We start from the raw sequence: 18,513 nt of genomic DNA, 5'->3' as shown, positions 1-18,513 counted from the left end.
CCCTGCGGGGCCGAACGGACCGGCGGCCGTGTCATCCCGCGCTCACCGCCGACGAGAGCGGCGCGTGCGCCCGGGCGCAGCTCCCCACCCGATCCGGGCCCCCACACGCGTCCGTGGCGCCGTGACGCGTCGGCAACGTGAGCGGACCGGTTCGCACCACCCGGTCGGCGGTCGGTGTCCGGGCGGAGCGGGGGCTCAGCCGTAGGTGTCGCGGGGACCGCGGCCGCGGACGTGCCGCGGACCGTGCCGCCAGCTCGGCCCGCTCGGCCCGACCACCCGGATCCGGCGCACGACGTCCGGTCCGACCGCGGCGGCGAGCCGGGTCAGCAGCTGGCGTTGCAGGGTCCGCAGCTGGGTGGCCCACGCCGTCGACTCGGCCTGCAACGTCAGCTCGCCGTCGCGCAGCGAGACCGGTGTGCAGTGGTCGGCGACGTCCGGCCCGACCAGCTGCGGCCACCGGCCGAGCACGGTCGCGTCGGTCAGCCGGTTCGACCAGCCGCGGTCCACCGACACCCGCGACACCAGGCGTCCGAACGGCTGCGGGTCCCGGTCGTCGGGCCCCGCCCCCGACCAGCGACGGCGGCGGCCCCGCCCGGAGACCACGCGCAGCTTCGGCCGGTCGGCCTGGGCCCGCTCCTCTGCCTTGCGGGCCGACGCCTCACGGGCCGCGCGCAGCGCCTCGCGGGCGAGGTCGGCCCCGCGCAGGTTCGCACGGTCGCCGGCGAGCAGGTCGCCCTGCTCCCCCGGCACGCCGCCGCCCGGGACGTCCCCGCCCGTGACCGCGTCGTGACCCGATCCGGTGTCGCGTCCGTCCCCAGGCCCGGCGCCGTCGCTGCCCGGTCCCCGGCGCCCTGTCCTCCGGTTTCCGGTTCCGGAACGGCGTCCGTCCCCCGGTGCTCCTGAGTTATCCACAGTATCCACAGCCTTGTCCCCAGAGTGCCGTGACACGTTCGAGACCTGCCGGGGCGATCACGCGGGCACCTCGCCGTCGCGGCTCACCGTCCGGTCGCCGACGGTGAACCGGACACCGTCGAGCTCCGTGGGCACGTCCTCGGCCACCGCGGCGGTCACCAGGACCTGCTCCGCGTCGGCCACCAGTCCCGCCAGCGCGCGGCGGCGGGCCGAGTCCAGCTCGGCGAAGACGTCGTCCAGCACGAGGACCGGCTCGACGTCGTCGGCGTGCAGCAGGCGGTAGGACGCCAGCCGCAGCGCCAGCGCGAACGCCCAGGACTCGCCGTGGCTGGCGTAGCCCTTCGCCGGCCCCTCGCCCAGGGCGAGGTCCAGCTCGTCGCGGTGCGGACCGACCAGGCAGACCCCGCGTTCGACCTCCTGGGACCGCACCTCGGTCAGCCGGTCGAGCAGCAGCGCCTCCAGGTCCCCGGTCGACGACGGCAGCTCCGCGACCCCCGCCGTCCCGAGGCTGGACCGGTAGTCCAGGCCGATCGGGTCCGACGACGGCGCGATCGCCGCGAACGCCTCACGGGCGTAGGGCGCCAGCGCGACGACGAGCTCGCGCCGCCCGGCCAGCAGCGCCGCGCCGGTACGGGCGAGGTGCCCGTCCCAGACCTCCAGCGTCGCCAGGTCGTCGGGCAGCTCCGGGTCGACGGCCACCGGCGCCCGGGACCGGCCGCGGGCCCCGCGCAGTGCCGGCTTCGCGGACTTCAGCAGGGCCGAGCGCTGGCGCAGGACCTTGTCGTAGTCGGCGCGGACGCCGGCGTAGCGCGGGAACCGCGCGACGAGCAGCTCGTCGAGGAAACGCCGGCGCTCCGACGGGTCGCCCCGCACGAGCGCCAGGTCCTCCGGCGCGAACAGCACGCTGCGCAGGATCCCCAGGATGTCGCGCGGTCGCGAGACCGGTGAGCGGTTGACCCGCGCCCGGTTCTGCTTCCCGTTGTTGATCTCCAGCTCGACTCCGAGCTTCCGGCCGTGGTGGTGCACCTCGCCTCGGACGACGGCCTGCTCGGCCCCGCGCCGGATCAGCGGCGCGTCGGAGGAGACCCGGTGCGAGCCGAGGGTGGCGAGGTAGCCGATCCCCTCGACCAGGTTGGTCTTGCCGACGCCGTTCGACCCGACCAGCACGGTCACGCCGGGGTCGAGCTCCAGCTCGGCCTCCGGCCAGGACCGGAAGTCGGTGACCGAGAACCGCCTGAGGTACACCGCCTGGTCACCCTCCCCGTCCGGCTCGGCGCCGGGTCACTGCTGCGTCGAACCGCCGCCGGACGACGGTCCCGCCTTGTCGCCCGGGGCACCGGCCGGCCCGGACTTCTTCACCGCGTGCCCGCCGAACTGCTGGCGCAACGCGGCGACGGCCTTCATCGCGGGCGACTCGGCCTGCCGGGAGGAGAACCGGGCGAACAGCGCCGCGGAGATGACCGGCAGCGGCACCGCGTGCGCGATGGCCTCCTCGATCGTCCAGCGGCCCTCGCCGGAGTCGTCCACCCAGCCCTCGAGCTGGTCGAGACGGGGGTCGTCCTTGAGCGCGTCGACCAGCAGGTCGAGCAGCCAGGAGCGGACGACGGTGCCGCGCGACCAGGCCTGGATCACCCCGGGCACGTCGGTGATCAGCTCGCTGGCCTCCATCAGCTCGAAGCCCTCGGCGTAGGCCTGCATCAGGCCGTACTCGATGCCGTTGTGGACCATCTTCGCGAAGTGGCCCGCGCCCACCGGTCCGGCGTGCGCGAACCCCTCCTCGCGCACGCCCTCGGGGCGCAGCGCGTCGAAGATCGGCATGGCGCGCTCGATGTGCCCGGGTTCGCCGCCCGCCATCAGGCCGTAGCCGTTGTCCTTGCCCCAGATCCCGCCGGAGACGCCGCAGTCGACGTAGCCGATGCCGTGGGCGTCGAGCAGCGCGGCGTTGGGCTGGTCGTCGGTGTAGCGGGAGTTGCCGCCGTCGATGACCAGGTCGCCGGGCTCCAGCGTGGTCGCCAGCGTGGCGACGGTGTTCCGGGTCGGCTCGCCGGAGGGCACCATGACCCACACGACGCGCGGCGCGGCCAGCGCACCCGCGAGCTCGGCGAGCGAGGCCACGTCGCTGACCTCCGGGCGGGGGTCGTAGCCGACCACCTCGTGCCCGGCGGCCCGCAGCCGCTCCCGCATGTTGCCGCCCATGCGGCCGAGTCCGATCATGCCGATCTGCACGGCAGTGGCCCCCTTCGCGTCCGTGCCGCCGGCATGCCCCCGCAGGGCACCGGTGGCCCTCGTCGATCACACCGGGGACGAGTCTTCCCCGTCGCCGGGACGTCCGCCCGGCGGGGTCGGCCCGGTCGGGCGTCCGACCCGCTCGGGGTCAGCCCGGCAGCCGCACCGGCATCAGCAGGTGCAGGTAGCCGGATTTCTCGGGCGACGGCGCCTCACCGGCGTCGTCGGTGGCGGGCTTGGGCACCGGGCGGACCAGCGCGGGCCGGTTCGGCGTGGTGAAGGTCAGCTGGGCGCGGTCGGTGTGCAGCGCGCCGAGCGCGTCGAGCAGGTAGCCCGGGTTGAACGCGATCGTCAGCGGGCTGCCGTCGAGCGCGCAGGGAAGCTCCTCCTCGGCGGACCCGACGTCGTCGCCGCCGGCGGCCAGGCGCAGCCCGTCCTCGCCGAACTCCATCCGGATCTGGGCGATCCGGTCCGCGACGAGCGAGACACGCTTGATCGCCTCGACCAGCAGCGCCACGTCGAGCTCGACGGCGGTGGTGTGCTCGGCCGGGATCAGCTGGCGGAAGCGCGGGAACTCGGCGTCGAGCAGCCGGCTGGTGGAGCGGCGGCCGCCACCGGTGAGGCCGAGCATCCCGTCCCCGGCCGACAGCGCGATCTCCACGGTGCCGGACCCGGCGAGGGTCTTGGCGACCTCGGCGAGGGTCTTGGCCGGGATCAGCACCGCGGTCGAGATCGAGGCGTCCTCCGGGGACCACTCGAGCTCGCGGACGGCGAGCCGGAACCGGTCGGTGGCCGCGAGCGTGAGCTGCGAGCCCTCGATCTCGAGCCGGATGCCGGTCAGCATCGGCAGCGTGTCGTCCCGCCCGGACGCGACGGCGACCTGCGCGACGGCGGCGGCGAGCGCGTCGGCGGTGACCGACCCGGCGCGCTGCGGCATGTCGGGCAGCTGGGGGTAGTCCTCGACCGGCATCGTCGGGAGGCTGAACCGCGAGTTGCCGCAGTTGATCGTGGCGCGGGAGCCGTCGACGGTCAGGTCGACCGGCTTGGACGGCAGCGCGCGGGTGATGTCGGCCAGCAGCCTGCCGGAGACGAGCGTGCGCCCCGGCTCCCCGACCGTCGCGTCGAGCTCGACGCGCGCCGAGGTCTCGTAGTCGAAGCCGGAGACGGTCAGCTTCTCGCCGGACTCGCCGTCGGACTGGATCAGGACCCCGCCGAGCACGGGCACCGGCGGACGAGCCGGGAGGCTGCGCGCCACCCAGGCGGCCGCGTCCGCGAGGACGTCGCGTTCGACCCGGAACTTCATCTGGAGACCTTCCCCGGTAGCGCCCGGCTGCCGACCACGGCGCGGGGCCGGATCGCCGACGGGACGGCGGCGGCGGACCGGTTCCTCCACCGGGTCCGGCCGGCTCCGTGGCCCGGAGGGGCTGCGGAGCGGAGTGACCGGAACGGGATCGGAAGCCGGGGTTCGCCGGGACGCTCACGGTAGAGCCTCGCCCCGACAGTTTCCACGCCACCCCGGTGCCCGTCCGGTGTCCCCGTCCGTGACCCCCGTCTGGGGGTCGGTCCACACAGGTGTTCTCAGGAAGAAGAGATAGAGAGAGATAGACCGTCGTAGTACTAAGTCCTGTGCACAGTGTGGATGGAGCGCATCCCCGCTGGTCAGCAGGCCGCGTCGGCTGGGGATACGGCGGTGGGGGCACCCGTTGACAGGTCCGTGCAGCGGTGGACCGACGGCGTCGACCCCCATCCGTCCCCGGTTCATCCCGGGTTCACCACAGAGTTGTCCACGGATCCCGGGCGATCCGTCCACGGGCCTGCGGCGATCCATCCACAGAGTTGTCCCCAGATGTGGGTGGAAACGTGGTGGATCGTGGACCCAGGGTGATGGCGGGCACAGTCCGTCCGGCGCTCCCGCGGTGCACGATGAACCCACAGTCGCCCCACCCGTCACAGAAATGTCGACGGAGCGTGACCGGCGGGTGAGCGCAAGCGATCACCGGGACGAGTGGTGAAGCGCCGAGTGCCCACTACCGGACGACGAACGGGAGTGGTGGGACCGACACGCGGGTGACGCCACGCCGGACCCGATCGGTACCGCGTCGAGCGGTCAGAGCGTTCCCGGTGTCCGCGGCGCAGGGGGTCCCGATCGCCCGGGGACGGCGCGGAACGCGCCTCAGCGGCGATCTGGGGGCCGTGGTCCCTGCGGGTTGCACGGGATCGGTCCCGGTGCGCGCGGTGACCGCTGCAGAAGCGTCGTGCCTGGTCACGGCGGGGCCGGCCGGGCTGTGGAGAAGCGGTGCGACCGGTGGACAACCCGCCTCGGCGGGTCCCCGGCGGAGGTCAGTGCCGGGCGCGCAGCTTGATCCGCGCGGTCAGCTCCTGCACCTGTTCGAAGGTCTTCCGCCGCAGCGAGATCTCGTTGCGGATCTTCTTGTCGGCGTGCATGACGGTCGTGTGGTCCCGGCCGCCGAAGGTCTGCCCGATGCGCGGCAGCGACAGGTCGGTCAGCTCGCGGCACAGGTACATGGCGATCTGGCGGGCCTGGGCGAGCGCCTTCGTCTTGCCGGGCCCGGACAGCTCGTCGAGCGTGAGGCCGAAGAACTCGGCGGTGACCGCCATGATCGTCGGGGCGGTGATCTCCGAGGCCGCGGAGTCCGGGATCAGGTCACGCAGCACGATCTCGGCGAGCTGGGTGTCGACGGCCTGCCGGTTCAGCGACGCGAACGCCGTGACCCGGATCAGCGCGCCCTCGAGCTCGCGGATGTTGCGCTCGATCCGCTCCGCGATGAACTCCAGCACCTCGCCGGGCACCGCCAGCCGGTCCTGCGCGGCCTTCTTCCGCAGGATCGCGATCCGCGTCTCCAGCTCGGGCGGCTGGATGTCGGTGATCAGACCCCACTCGAACCGGGTGCGCATCCGGTCCTCGAGGGTCTCGAGGCGCTTGGGCGGCCGGTCGGAGGAGACGACGATCTGCTTGTTCGCGTTGTGCAGGGTGTTGAAGGTGTGGAAGAACTCCTCCTGCGTCCCCTCCTTGCCCTCCAGGAACTGGATGTCGTCGACCAGCAGCACGTCGACGTCCCGGTAGCGGCGCTGGAAGGCGACCTTGCGGTCGTCGCGCAGGGAGTTGATGAAGTCGTTCGTGAACTCCTCGGTACTGACGTACCGGACCCGCATCCCGGGGAACAGCCGCTGAGCGTAGTGCCCGACGGCGTGCAGCAGGTGGGTCTTGCCCAGCCCCGACTCGCCCCAGATGAACAGCGGGTTGTACGCCCGCGCCGGCGCCTCGGCCACCGCGACCGCGGCGGCATGGCTGAACCGGTTCGAGGCACCGATGACGAAGGTGTCGAAGGTGTAGCGCTCGTTGAGCCGGGTCTGCGACCGCGGCGCGACCGGGTCGCCCGCCTGCGGCGCGGTGTAGGCGGGCCACGAGGTCTGGCCCTCGCGCGAGCCCGGCTCCGGGCGCCCGGAGGGCTGCGGCGCCCACCCCCCGGACGACGACGGCGCCGGCTCGGCCGACCAGCCGCGGTCGGTGCCGGAGGGGCCGCCGTCGTCGCGGCGGGACCCGCCGGCGAAGCCGTTGCCGAACCCGCCGTCGACGGCGGGCTGCGGCCCGGTGTCCGGGCCGGCACCGTCGGCCGGGGCGTGCTCGCGCGTGGGGTGGTCGTGTGCCGGACGGGCGCCCTGGTCTCCGGCGGTCGCCGCGGTCGGGTCGTCGCCCCCGCGGTCACCGTTGCCGGTGTCGCGGACGCTGTCGCCCGCGGTGACGCCGCGGTGCATGCCGAATCCGGGCGGGTCGGGGACCTCGGTGCCGCCGGACGCCGCGGAGGCGTCGACGACGACGGCGAGGTTGACCGCCACACCGAGGTGGCGGCCGAGGGCGTCGCTGATCGGCCTGCGCAGGATCCGCTCGATGGCGTCCTTCGCGAACTCGCTCGGCGCGGCGAGCAGCGCGGTGCCGTCGAGCAGGCCGAGGGGACGGGTCAGGCGCAGGAACGCGCGCTGCTGCGGGGAGAGGGCGGGTGTGCCGGACTCGGCCGACGCGCCGGAGAGATCGGCGATGACCCGGTTCCAGACCGCGCCGAGGTCGCCCGGCTGGTCGGTCATCCGCGTTTCCCCCTCCCGATCGGCCGCCGTCGGCGGTCTGCTCCCCCCGGAGCACTGGTCCCCCCGGAGCACCGGCGATGAGCCGTCCGGACGCGAGGACTCGGCCTCGGGGGCGAGGTATCCCCAGAGTTGTCCACACTTGTGCGTAAAGGTACGCAGCAACTCCCGGCCGGCGCGCATCGGGGCGCCGGCCGTCGGCCGTGTGGAGGTCTCGGTCGGGGTGCGGGCGGTCGTTACTCCCGCGCCGGTCCCGGGCGGGTCGGCGACGCTAGCAGCAGCCGTCGCGGCGGCCGTCCGGCGGGGTCGTGGCGCCCGGTGGGGGCGGTTTGACCCCCTCGGAACGCGCTGCGTACCCTTGACGACCGGACACCTGGTCGGATGGGCGTGTCGCGCCCGTCGAACGCGGCTTCCCGCACCTGTTGCGGAGTGCCGCGTGGCCGGTGGCCCGCGAACCCGAGCCAGTGACCGTAGACATCTCGGCGTCGCAGGACGCCTGCGAACCGCCGACCAGGAGCCGACCGTGAGCAAGCGTACTTTCCAGCCGAACAACCGCCGCCGGGCCAAGACGCACGGCTTCCGGCTGCGCATGCGCACCCGCGCCGGCCGCGCGATCCTCGCCGCGCGCCGTCGCAAGGGGCGCGGCAACCTCTCGGCCTGACGGCCGGCGCCCCCACCGGCCCGCGCCGTGCTGCCGGCACACGCCCGGCTCACCCGCCGGCCCGAGTTCGCCTCGACGATCAGGCGCGGACGACGTGCCGGTCGGTCGAGGCTGGTGGTCCATCTCGACCTGACCCGCCCCGGCGGCGTGCCCGAGCACGCCTCGCCGAGGGCGGGTTTCGTCGTGAGCAAGGCCGTCGGCAACGCGGTGGTCCGGCACCGGGTCTCCCGGCGGCTGCGGCACCTGGTCGCGGACCGGCTGACGGCGCTGCCCGCCGGCGCCGCACTCGTCGTCCGTGCGTTGCCGCCCGCCGGTGACGCCTCGTCCGCCGAGCTGGCGGCCGACCTCGACTCCGCACTGCGGGCGGCGCAGCGGCCGCGCCGTCCGCGCCCGGCCGCGGACGGCCCGCGATGAGCACGGCACACGACGCGGCCCCGACGGAGGAGGCTCCGATGGACGACGGAGGGCTCCCCGGCGCCCGGCCCGATGTCGGCGCGCGGGCCGCGATGGCCGCGGTGCGCTGGTACCAGGTGTGGATCTCCCCGAACCTGATGCCGAGCTGCCGGTTCCACCCGAGCTGCAGCGCGTACTCGGTCGAGGCGTTCCGCGAGCACGGATTCGTGCGCGGTCTCGGCCTCACCGTGTGGCGGTTGCTGAAGTGTGCCCCGTGGCACCCTGGCGGGTGGGACCCGGTGCCGCCGCGCCGGCGGCGCAGCGACGGGGTCCCGCGCAGCGGCACCGAACCCGATCCCGGGCCGGAGCAGACGTCCACCGACCCGCCCCGGACCGAAGGCCTCTCACGCGGTACGGACCGCTGACCCGCGGCCCCGCCCGAGACCACGAGGAGCAACGCAGCAGTGCTGGACTTCATCTACTACCCCGTCAGCTGGATCATGTGGGTCTGGCACAAGGTCTTCGGCTTCGTCCTCGGTGAGGACAACGGGTTCGCCTGGGCGCTGTCGGTCGTCTTCCTCGTCTTCACGCTGCGCGTCATCCTCTACAAGCCGTTCGTCGTGCAGGTCCGCTCCATGCGCAAGATGCAGGAGATGGCCCCGGAGATGCAGAAGCTCCGGAAGAAGTACGCGAACGACCGCCAGAAGCTCGCCACGGAGATGCAGAAACTCCAGCAGCAGAACGGCGCCAACCCGCTGATGGGCTGCCTGCCCATCCTGGTGCAGATCCCGGTGTTCATCGGCCTGTTCCACGTGCTGCGCGAGTTCAAGCCGGGCAAGACCGAGAACTACGTCTTCAACGCGGCGGAGAACGCCTCGTTCGTCGACTCGAGCCTGTTCGGCGCGAAGCTGGGCTCGGCCGTGTGGCCGCTGCAGAACACCGCCTCGGTCGCCGAACTCGGCGGCAACCTGGTCTCGCAGTGGATCGTGATGATCCCGCTGATGATCGCGGCCGGCATCTTCACCCACATCACCGCACGCCACTCGGTCGCCCGCCAGCAGGCGCAGATCGCCGCCGGCACCGTCGCGGCGAACCCGCAGGCCGAGATCATGCAGAAGCTGATGCTGTACGTGTTCCCGATCGGTGTCGTCGTCGGTGCGCCGTTCCTGCCGCTCGCGGTCCTCTTCTACTGGGTCGCCAACAACCTGTGGACCCTCGGCCAGCAGTACGTCGTCTACCGCAAGATCGACGCAGAGGAGTCGGACAAGGCCGAGAAGGCCACCGAGTCCGCGAAGGCCCGCGCCCCGCGCCCCGGCCAGAAGCCGGTCCGCGACGTCCGCCGCGGCACCGCCGAGGACGTCCGCGAGATCGCCGACGAGCCGATCCAGCCGGCCGAGGCGCAGACCGCGGAGGCGGCGTCCGAATCCCGCGCCACCGGATCCGACGGCGCCTCCGCCGACACCGGCACGACCCCCGACGGGCAGCGCAACGGCACGGCCCGCAACGGGAACGGCAACGGCAACGGCCAGAAGAAGCCCGGGGCGAAGCCGGTGCAGAAGCGTCCGGGGGCCAAGGCCCGGCGCGGCAGGCGTCGCTGACCGTCCCACCGCACCACCCCGACAGACCCCGGCGCGCCCCGCCGGCCCCGGCGGACCCCACCGCCGCGCGGGCCCGGGCGCGACGGACCGCGAACCGTTGACGAGAGGAGTTGCGCGTGCCCACCACCGCCAAGGAGCCCGCCGAGGGTCCTGACGTGCAGGACAAGCCGTCCGGCGAGAGCCTGCTGATCCAGGAGGGCGACGTCGCAGGTGACTACCTGGAGCGCCTGCTGGACATCCTCGACTACGACGGCGACATCGACCTCGACGTCGAGGGCGGCCGCGCCATCGTCAGCATCGAGGGCGCCGAGGACGACGCCGACCTGCAGAAGCTCGTCGGCGACAAGGGCTCGGTGCTGGAGAGCCTGCAGGAGCTGGCCCGCCTGGCCGTCCAGCAGCAGCTGGGCAGCCGCAGCCGGCTGATGCTCGACATCGCGGGCTGGCGGCGGCACCGCCGCGACGAGCTCACCGAGCTCGGCCTGGAGACCGCCCAGGAGGTCAAGACCAGCGGCGAGTCCGCGCGGCTGCGGCCGATGACGCCGTTCGAGCGCAAGGTCGTGCACGACGCCGTCGCCACCGTGAAGGGCGTCGTCTCCGAGAGCGAGGGCGAGGAGCCGCGTCGCCAGGTCGTGGTCCACAAGAAGTGACCACCTCTCCCATCCCGACCCCGGAGGTCGCGGAGAAGGTCTTCGGCGACCGGACCGGGCTGGCCGTCCGCTACGTCGAGCACCTCGCGACCTCCGGGATCGAGCGCGGGTTGATCGGCCCGCGCGAACGGGACCGGCTGTGGGACCGGCACGTGCTGAACTGTGCGGTCCTCGGCGAGGTCGTCCCCGCCGACGCCCGGGTCGCCGACGTCGGCTCCGGTGCCGGGCTCCCCGGGATCCCGCTCGCCCTGGCCCGGCCGGACCTGCGGATCGTGCTGATCGAGCCGCTGGCCCGCCGCGTGGAGTGGCTGGACGAGGTGCTGGGCGACCTCGGCCTGGACGTCGTCGTCGAACGGGGGCGTGCCGAGGAGAAGCCCGTTCTGCGACGATGGGAGGGGGCCGACGTCGTCACCGCCCGGGCCGTCGGACCGCTGGCCCGGCTCGCGTGCATCTGCCTGCCCCTGCTGCGGCAGGGGGGTGCGATGCTGGTGCTGAAGGGCGCCTCCGCCCCGGAGGAGATCGCCCGCGACGCCGCGGCGGTCCGTGCGCTCGGAGGGGGCGAACCCCGGATCCACGAGACCGGAGCCGGTGTGGTCGATCCGCTGACCACGGTGGTCGAGATCCCGCGGACCGGCGCGCCCCGCCGCAACCGGAGGAAGGAACGGCGATGATGGGTGCCGGAGCGCCGTTTCACGTGAAACACCGACCGGGCACGAACCGTCCAGGAAGCGAGGGTCGCGCATGAGTGCCGGATGGACCCCCATCGCGGACGAGGCCGAGCGGGCCGCACGCGTCCTGCACCCCGACCGGCACGGCATGCCCCGCCCGGCCGCGCGGCGCATCATGGGCGTCGCGAACCAGAAGGGCGGGGTCGGGAAGACGACCAGCACGGTCAACCTGGCCGCGGGCCTGGCCCTGCACGGCATCCGGGTGCTGGTGATCGACCTCGACCCGCAGGGCAACGCGTCCACCGCGCTCGGCGTCGAGCACCGCACCGGCACGCCGTCGGTGTACGAGGTGATGCTCGGTGAGATCCCCCTCGAGGAGGCCGTCGCGGTCAGCACCGCGTCGCCGAACCTGCTCTGCCTGCCCGCCACGATCGACCTGGCCGGCGCCGAGATCGAGCTCGTCAGCATGGTCGCCCGGGAGTCCCGGCTGGCCCAGGCGCTGAACGACGAGACGCTGTCCCGGCTCGACGTCGACTACGTGCTCATCGACTGCCCGCCGTCGCTGGGGCTGCTGACGGTCAACGCGCTCGTCGCGGCGTCCGAGGTGCTCATCCCGATCCAGTGCGAGTACTACGCGCTGGAGGGGCTCGGGCAGCTGCTGTCCAACATCGATCTCGTCCGGTCGCACCTGAACACCTCGCTGCACGTGTCGACCATCCTGCTGACCATGTACGACGGCCGCACCAAGCTCGCCGACCAGGTCACCTCCGAGGTCCGCCAGCACTTCGGCCCGACGGCGCTGCGCACGGTCATCCCGCGCAGCGTGAAGGTCTCCGAGGCGCCCGGCTACAGCCAGACCGTGCTCGCCTACGACCCCGGCTCCCGCGGCGCGATGAGCTACATCGACGCGGCCCGGGAGATCGCCGAGCACGGGGCGAGCGGCGCCTACCGCCCGGACGGTCGCTGAGATGGCCGAGCGCAAGGGTGGGCTGGGCCGCGGTCTCGCCGCGCTCATCCCCACCGGCCCGTCGGAGTCCGGCGACCGGCCCGGGAACAACGGACCCGGCGCATCCCTGCACCGCCCGGCCCCGGCCGTCCGGCGCGACGACCACGACCCCGAGACCCCGGTCGTCGACGGCGGCGCGGAGTACCGCGAGATCCCGCTGCGGCGGATCGTGCCCAACCCCAAGCAGCCGCGGACCCAGTTCGACGACGATCAGCTCGCCGAGCTGGAGCACTCGATCCGCGAGTTCGGGCTGCTGCAGCCGATCGTGGTCCGGCGGGCCGGTGTCGACTACGAGCTGATCATGGGCGAGCGCCGGTGGCGCGCGGCCCAGCGCGCCGGACTGGAGACGCTGCCCGCGATCGTCCGGCACACCGCCGACGACGTGATGCTCCGCGACGCGCTCCTGGAGAACATCCACCGCGTCCAGCTCAATCCCCTCGAGGAGGCGGCCGCCTACGAGCAGCTGCTCGCCGAGTTCGGCGTCACGCACTCCGAGCTCGCCGACCGGCTCGGTCGTAGCCGGCCCGTCGTCACCAACATGATCCGGCTGCTGAAGCTGCCGGTGTCGGTGCAGCGCCGGGTCGCCGCCGGCGTGCTGTCGGCCGGGCACGCGCGCGCCCTGCTCGGCCTGGAGGACGCCGGGCAGCAGGAGGACCTCGCCACCCGGATCGTGGCCGAGGGCATGTCGGTCCGTGCGACCGAGGAGGCCGTCGTGCTGGCGCGGCACACGGGACCGCCGCAGGAACGCCGGGTCCGCCGTCGCGGCGATCAGCGTCCGGAGTTCGTCGAGCGCGCCGACCGGCTGGCCGACATGTTCGACACCCGGGTGAAGGTCGAGATGGGTCAGCGCAAGGGCCGCATCGTCGTCGAGTTCGGATCGGTCGAGGACCTCGACCGGATCACCGGGCTGATGGGGATCAGCGAGCGCGACTGACCGGGCACCATTCCCCGTCACCGACGGCCGTCGTCCCCGTGCACGGCGGCCGTCGGTCTGTCCGGGTACGGGGATGGCTGCGGGGTACGGCGCGGTGGAGGGCTTCTGAGGGCGTCCTGAGACGGCCTCTGAGGCGTCCGACGGGCGCGCGGTGGATGGGGAGGCCGGGGTGGGTCTCACGAGACGTGTGGGGTCGCTGAGCCGGTCGACCTGCCCGATTGGTCGCTTTTATTCGATTTCTTGGTCCTCGCTGGGGTGAGGTGGTCGGGATACGGCCTGATCAGTCGTACGTCCGTCCGAATGCGGCTGCACCGACGGTGGTCGCGCGTGGTTCGGCTCGTGGCGGGTCCCCGGCGACGGTCGTACGGAGTGGTCATCGACCGGGCTTCGGCCGGCGAGCGGGACGGTGTCGTCCCGACCCGGGTTCTGTGGTCCGTGTGGGGCCGGGGTCCGCGGACTTCCTTGTCGATCCGCGTGTGGTCGGGACCGCGGGCGGGGCGGCGTCGATGTTCCACGTGGAACATCGGTGGAGGTCGTGGCGGGCGCCGGCTGCACCGGGCCGGGGGTTGGGCTCGGTCGTGAGCGGGGTGGCCTGCGGGAGGCTCCGGATCCCGTGGGAGGTCCAGGGTGCGGTGTCTCGGTGCTGCTGCCACTCCCGCGGCCTGGAGGCCCGGTCCCCCGGTGCGTGCCGGGCCGCAGACTTCGTCCGGTCGTCCCGGTCCCGGACGCCGGGTGGCGGTGTACACGGCACGACCCGGTGACACCGTCCGGCCCAGGAGACGACCCAGCTCAGTGGCGCGGTCCAGTCCGGTGGTACGGCTCGGCCCGGTGGCACGGCTCGGCCCGGTGGGACGGCTCGGCCCGGTGGCACTGTCCGGCACTGATGGCGTGTCCGGTCTGTCGGTGCCGATCGGGGGGTGCGATCCTCCCCCGCGCTGCACGGGTCCGGCCCCGGGCCGGATGCCGCGACCCCGGGGTGGTCCGCCCGCGCTGCGGGACCTGCCGCGCCGCGACCCGGCACGCGCCGACGGACACGGCGACCGGGTCGGCCGCTCGTCCGCCGACGGCGGCGTGGGCGGTGGTGGACCCCGTCGCCTGTCGCCACGGAGGAGCTCGTCGCCGAGTACCGGATGCGCGCGGCGCCGATCCGTGCGTGTGCGCCTCCTCGGCGATGTGGGGTCGTCCGTCCGAGGTGGCAGCCGGATGGCCCCGGTGGGATCGCCGCGCCTCGGCATTCCCGGTGGAGTCCGGCTCGTGCCGCCGTCCGGCGACGGTGTCGGGGACGGCCGCCCCGGATGCGTCGACCCGGTGTGCGGCGGCCGGCATCCGGGACGACCGCGCGTGCCGCTGCGTTGAACCCAGCCACCGGCGTCCGGCCCACCGGCACCTGGTCCACCGATGCCCGGGCCGCTCGCGCTCGGCCCGGAAGCGCTCGGCCCGTCGGCACGACTCGGTGGGCGCGAGACCGGGGCGCGGATCGGGCGGTGCGGGACCGGGCGGTGCAGGACCGGGCGGTGCAGGACCGGGCGCGGTGCACGACCGGCGGTGCACGACCTGCGGTGTGGGAGCGGGCGGTGTGGAACCGGGGGCTGCGGGGCGGGATCGGACCGGCCAGGCAGTGCGTGGCGGAGCGCTACAGGGCGACCCACTGCGCAAGCCCCGGAGCACACCGAGCGGCTCCGATCCCGCCGACCCGACCGATCCGGCCCGGCGTCGCGTGCGTGTGTTTCACGTGGAACATCGCGATACCCCAGGATGGGCCGGTGCTCACCGACGCCGATCTCGCCGCTCGCACCGACCGCGCCGTCGACACCGCGGTGTCCGCCGCGCGGGACCACGGTTACCGCCCCGGTACGCCCCGCGTCCTGCACGACCTGTTCTCGGTCGTCGTCGCACTGGAGCCGGAGCCGGTCGTGGTGCGGGTCCCCACCGTCCTCCCGCCCGGCCTCGATCCGGCGGGACAGGCGGAGCAGCAGCGGCGCGAGATCGCGGTCTGCCGGTGGCTGTCGGACGCCGGGCACCCCGTGGTCCGGCCCGCACACCCGGAGCGACCCGTCGCCGCCGGGGACCTGTCCCTCACCTTCTGGGAGCGCCTGACCGTCGTCCCGGACGGCCCGCCCGACGCCGGTGCGAGCGGCGCGACGCTCGCTCGGCTGCACACCGCGCTACGACCGTGTCCGGTCGAGCTGGACTGGATGCACCCACTCGACGACTCCGTCACGGCGATGCTCGACGCGCTGCGGCACGACACCACCCACGTCTCCCCCACCGACCGCGACCGCGCGCTGCGGGAGTGGGCGACGATCCTCCCGGTGCTCGGCGACGAGGCGGGCTGCGCCGACCGGTTCCCCGGCACACGCCCGCAGCCGGTGCACGGGGACTCGCCGGCGTACAACGTCCTGCGGACCCCGGACGGTCCGTACGACGCCGACCTCGAGCACGTCTGCGTCGGACCGGTCGAGTGGGACCTGACCTTCGCCGGCCCGGAGGTCGTCGTCGCCTACGAGCGGGCGGCCGACCGTCCCGTCGACGCCGAGCTGCTCGCCCTCTGCGAGGCGGCCCGGCTGGTGCAGCTCGTCGCCTGCTTCGCGATGGTCCCGCAGCAGCCGGGTCTCGGGGACGGGATGAGCCCGCTCCTGGAGCTGTGGCGGGCCTCCGAGCCCTGCGGTGGCGTGCTCGGCTGATGTTCCACGTGGAACCACACCGCTGTGGTTCCACGTGGACCACCGCTCAGCCCTGCCGGGCCGCCGCGCGCTCGACGAGCGCCAGGTAGACCGTCGCGAGGTCGGAACCGTCCGCGGCCACCGCGGTCGGGAGCAGCGAGGTGTCGGTCAGGCCCGGCGACACGTTCATCTCCAGGACGTGCACGTGACCGTCGGCGTCGACGATCGCGTCGGTGCGCGACACGTCGCGCATCCCCAGCAGCCGGTGTGCGGCCAGGGCGGTGTCGGCCAGCGCGTCCAGCACGTCCGACGGCAGCCGCGCCGGGCAGTGGAACGTGGCCGCACCGGGTGTGTAGCGGGACGTGTAGTCGTAGAACCCGGACGGCACCTCCACCTCCACCGGCGGCAGCGCACGGGGCTCCTCGCCGTCGTGGACGACCGACACCGCGACCTCGGTCCCGGCGACGAATCGCTCGACGAGCACCGTCTCGGCGTAGGCGAAGCAGCTGACCATCGCGGCCGGCAGGTCCGCCGCGTTCCGGACCACCTGCACACCGAGCGCCGAGCCGCCCTGGTCCGGCTTGAGCACCAGCGGCAGCCCCAGGCGCTCGACGATCGCACCGAGCACGCCCTGCGCTCCCAGCTCACGGAAGGTCGAGTGCGGCAGCGCGACCCAGTCCGGCGTCGACAGACCCGCGCGGACGAGCTCGGTCTTCACGCTCGGCTTGTCCCACGCCCGCCGGCACGCCCCGGACGGCGTACCGACGAACGGGATGCCCAGCAGCTCCAGCACCTGCTGCACGGCGCCGTTCTCCCCCTCGCCCCCGTGCAGCGCGACGGCGACCGCGTCCGGCCGGTCGGTCGACAGCCGCTCCAACAGGCGCGCGTCGACGTCCCACTCGCGGACGTCGACACCGTTCGCGCGCAGCGCACCCGCCAGTCGACGACCGGATCGCAGGGACACCTCACGCTCGTGGGACAGGCCTCCGGCCAGCACGGCCACCGTTCGATCGCTCACGCGGGCATTCTGCGCCATGAACGGGAACGCCCCGGACCGGGAGCCGGTCCGGGGCGTTCCACGTGAAACATCGCCGTCGTCGGACGGTGTCAGGTCGTGTCCGGCGACGGGCTCTGGGTGCCCCGGGTCAGCTCGGGGCGGACCGGTGTCCCGAACGTCCGCACGACCTCCATCTCGGCCTCCAGCACCGCCGCCAGCCGCCGCACGCCCTCGGTGATGCGCTCGGGCGTCGGGAAGCAGAACGACAGCCGCAGCTGCCGGCTGCCGAACCCGTCGGCGTAGAAGCCGGTGCCGGACGCGTACGCGACCCGCGCGGTGACCGCACGGGGCAGCATCGCCTTCGTGTCGACGCCCTCCGGCACGGTCAGCCACACGAAGAACCCGCCGTCGGGGACGTTCCAGGTGCAGCCCTCGGGCAGGTACGTCTCCAGCGCGGCGAGCATCGCGTCGCGGCGCTCGCGGTAGTTCTCGCTGAACGTCTTGATCTGGCTGCGCCAGTCGTGGTGCGACAGGTAGCGCGACACCAGCATCTGCGTGAACGACGGCGGGCACAGCGTCGCCGACTCCGCGGCCAGCACCAGCCGGTCCCGCACCAGCGGCGGTACCAGCGCCCAGCCCACCCGCAGCCCGGACGCGAACGTCTTCGAGAACGACCCCAGGTACAGCACGTCCGGGTCGTACGAACGCAGCGCCGGGTGCACCTCGCCGTCGAAACCGAGCATCCCGTAGGGGTTGTCCTCGACGACCATCACGCCGTAGCGCCGGCACAGCTCCAGGATCCGCGGGCGCCGCTCGTGCGCCAGCGTCACGCCGGCCGGGTTGTGGAAGTTCGGGATCGTGTACAGGAACTTCGGGACGATCCCCTGCCGCGCCAGCGACTCCAGCGCCTCGTGCAGCAGCTCCGGGACCAGCCCGTGCTCGTCCATCGCGACGTGCACGACCCGCGCCTGGTAGGCGGCGAAGCTGCCCAGCGCGCCGACGTAGGATGGTCCCTCGGCCAGGACGACGTCGCCCGGGTCGACGAAGATCCGGGTCAGCAGGTCGAGGGCCATCTGCGAGCCGACGGTGACGACGACGTCGTTCGGGTCGGCCTCGATGCCCTCCTCCCGCATGACCTCGCAGATCTGCTCCCGCAGCTGTGGTACACCCTGCGCGGAGCCGTACTGCAGCGCGGACATGCCGTCCACGTCGACGAGCTCGGCCACCTCGCGGGCGAGGGACTGCAGCGGCAGCGCCGCCAGGTTCGGCATGCCACCGGCCAGCGAGACGACCTCGGGACGGCTCGCGACGGCGAACAGCGCCCGGATCTCCGACGCCGTCATCCCGGCGGTGCGGGTCGCGAAGCGCTCGGTGGGGGCGAGCGGGACCACGGCCCCCTCCCCTGCCGCCGCTGCCTGCGCGGCCGCCGCGGCCGCGGAACGGCGGACGTCGGGCTGCTGCGGGCGGTCGGGCAGGGTCATCGCATGCTCCTCTGCGAGGGGAAAAGGCTCGCCGAGTGTAACCGCGACGGGTGATCGGCCCGCCCTTCGTCGTGACGTTCGTACCGGTGGGCCTTCTCGGGGTGACGGGATCGCGAGAATCCACCTAGTCTCGGGCTGCGCGGGGTCACCGGACCCGGGGGCGGCCAGGGGGGACGGTTGCTCCGGCGCCGGGGTCGGGACCACGCCCCGGACGGGCCGGCCGCGC

General features: G+C 73.7%; 16 protein-coding genes. 9 read left to right on the top strand and 7 right to left on the bottom strand.

Annotation, left to right across the window (positions count from 1 at the left end):
* Window positions 1–195 precede the first annotated feature (195 nt).
* From WHI96_RS01020 to dnaA, 5 genes are all read right to left on the bottom strand, one after another.
* Window positions 196–750, bottom strand: coding sequence for a DciA family protein (locus tag WHI96_RS01020; RefSeq protein ID WP_345647870.1), 555 nt, complete (start codon window positions 748–750; stop codon window positions 196–198).
* Between the two features lie 219 nt (window positions 751–969).
* Complete coding sequence (recF, locus tag WHI96_RS01015; RefSeq protein WP_345647867.1) at window positions 970–2,157, bottom strand: DNA replication/repair protein RecF; 1,188 nt, start codon at window positions 2,155–2,157, stop codon at window positions 970–972.
* A 36-nt stretch (window positions 2,158–2,193) separates the two neighbouring features.
* A complete protein-coding gene (gene gnd, locus WHI96_RS01010) occupies window positions 2,194–3,138 on the bottom strand; it encodes a phosphogluconate dehydrogenase (NAD(+)-dependent, decarboxylating) (protein WP_345647864.1) in 945 nt (314 codons plus the stop codon).
* A 148-nt stretch (window positions 3,139–3,286) separates the two neighbouring features.
* Window positions 3,287–4,441: a DNA polymerase III subunit beta gene (dnaN, locus tag WHI96_RS01005; RefSeq protein ID WP_345647861.1), complete on the bottom strand. Its 1,155-nt coding sequence runs from the start codon at window positions 4,439–4,441 to the stop codon at window positions 3,287–3,289.
* A gap of 1,037 nt (window positions 4,442–5,478) precedes the next feature.
* A complete protein-coding gene (gene dnaA, locus WHI96_RS01000) occupies window positions 5,479–7,242 on the bottom strand; it encodes a chromosomal replication initiator protein DnaA (protein ID WP_345647858.1) in 1,764 nt (587 codons plus the stop codon).
* Window positions 7,243–7,762: 520 nt separating this feature from the next.
* Between dnaA and rpmH the strand changes: the two genes are divergently transcribed.
* The 9 genes from rpmH to WHI96_RS00955 all read left to right on the top strand — a co-directional run bounded on the left by rpmH (window position 7,763) and on the right by WHI96_RS00955 (window position 15,830).
* Window positions 7,763–7,900 carry a 50S ribosomal protein L34 gene (rpmH, locus tag WHI96_RS00995; protein ID WP_020622600.1) on the top strand — a complete coding sequence of 46 codons (138 nt, stop codon included), beginning with the start codon at window positions 7,763–7,765 and terminating at the stop codon, window positions 7,898–7,900.
* A gap of 27 nt (window positions 7,901–7,927) precedes the next feature.
* A complete protein-coding gene (gene rnpA, locus WHI96_RS00990) occupies window positions 7,928–8,314 on the top strand; it encodes a ribonuclease P protein component (protein WP_208820459.1) in 387 nt (128 codons plus the stop codon).
* Window positions 8,315–8,352: 38 nt separating this feature from the next.
* Window positions 8,353–8,718: a membrane protein insertion efficiency factor YidD gene (gene yidD, locus WHI96_RS00985; protein ID WP_345647853.1), complete on the top strand. Its 366-nt coding sequence runs from the start codon at window positions 8,353–8,355 to the stop codon at window positions 8,716–8,718.
* Window positions 8,719–8,757: 39 nt separating this feature from the next.
* Window positions 8,758–9,891, top strand: coding sequence for a membrane protein insertase YidC (gene yidC, locus WHI96_RS00980; RefSeq protein WP_345647851.1), 1,134 nt, complete (start codon window positions 8,758–8,760; stop codon window positions 9,889–9,891).
* 155 nt (window positions 9,892–10,046) lie between these two features.
* On the top strand, window positions 10,047–10,538 hold the full coding sequence (locus tag WHI96_RS00975; protein ID WP_100880756.1) for a Jag family protein: 492 nt from the start codon (window positions 10,047–10,049) through the stop codon (window positions 10,536–10,538).
* Window positions 10,535–11,209, top strand: a complete 675-nt coding sequence (gene rsmG / locus WHI96_RS00970; RefSeq protein ID WP_345647848.1) for a 16S rRNA (guanine(527)-N(7))-methyltransferase RsmG — start codon at window positions 10,535–10,537, stop codon at window positions 11,207–11,209. The genes WHI96_RS00975 and rsmG overlap by 4 nt, the downstream gene beginning before the upstream one ends.
* Before the next feature lie 70 nt (window positions 11,210–11,279).
* Complete coding sequence (locus tag WHI96_RS00965; RefSeq protein WP_060713924.1) at window positions 11,280–12,173, top strand: ParA family protein; 894 nt, start codon at window positions 11,280–11,282, stop codon at window positions 12,171–12,173.
* A 1-nt stretch (window position 12,174) separates the two neighbouring features.
* The gene (locus WHI96_RS00960) at window positions 12,175–13,146 is read left to right on the top strand and encodes a ParB/RepB/Spo0J family partition protein (RefSeq protein WP_345647841.1); all 972 of its coding nucleotides are present in this window, start codon (window positions 12,175–12,177) and stop codon (window positions 13,144–13,146) included.
* Window positions 13,147–14,909: 1,763 nt separating this feature from the next.
* On the top strand, window positions 14,910–15,830 hold the full coding sequence (locus WHI96_RS00955) for an aminoglycoside phosphotransferase/kinase family protein (RefSeq protein WP_345647838.1): 921 nt from the start codon (window positions 14,910–14,912) through the stop codon (window positions 15,828–15,830).
* Between the two features lie 46 nt (window positions 15,831–15,876).
* Here the strand turns inward: WHI96_RS00955 and WHI96_RS00950 are convergent, their stop codons facing one another.
* Together WHI96_RS00950 and WHI96_RS00945 are read right to left on the bottom strand one after the other, a co-directional pair.
* Window positions 15,877–16,827 (bottom strand): D-alanine--D-alanine ligase family protein, encoded by a 951-nt coding sequence (locus WHI96_RS00950; protein ID WP_062399020.1) that lies wholly within the window; start codon window positions 16,825–16,827, stop codon window positions 15,877–15,879.
* A gap of 89 nt (window positions 16,828–16,916) precedes the next feature.
* The gene (locus WHI96_RS00945) at window positions 16,917–18,287 is read right to left on the bottom strand and encodes an aminotransferase-like domain-containing protein (protein WP_224401045.1); all 1,371 of its coding nucleotides are present in this window, start codon (window positions 18,285–18,287) and stop codon (window positions 16,917–16,919) included.
* Between the last annotated feature and the right edge of the window lie 226 nt (window positions 18,288–18,513).

The organism is Pseudonocardia tropica, from assembly GCF_040105315.1.
In the GTDB taxonomy this organism is placed as follows: domain Bacteria; phylum Actinomycetota; class Actinomycetes; order Mycobacteriales; family Pseudonocardiaceae; genus Pseudonocardia; species Pseudonocardia alni.
This window is presented reverse-complemented; position numbering and strand designations above follow the sequence as displayed.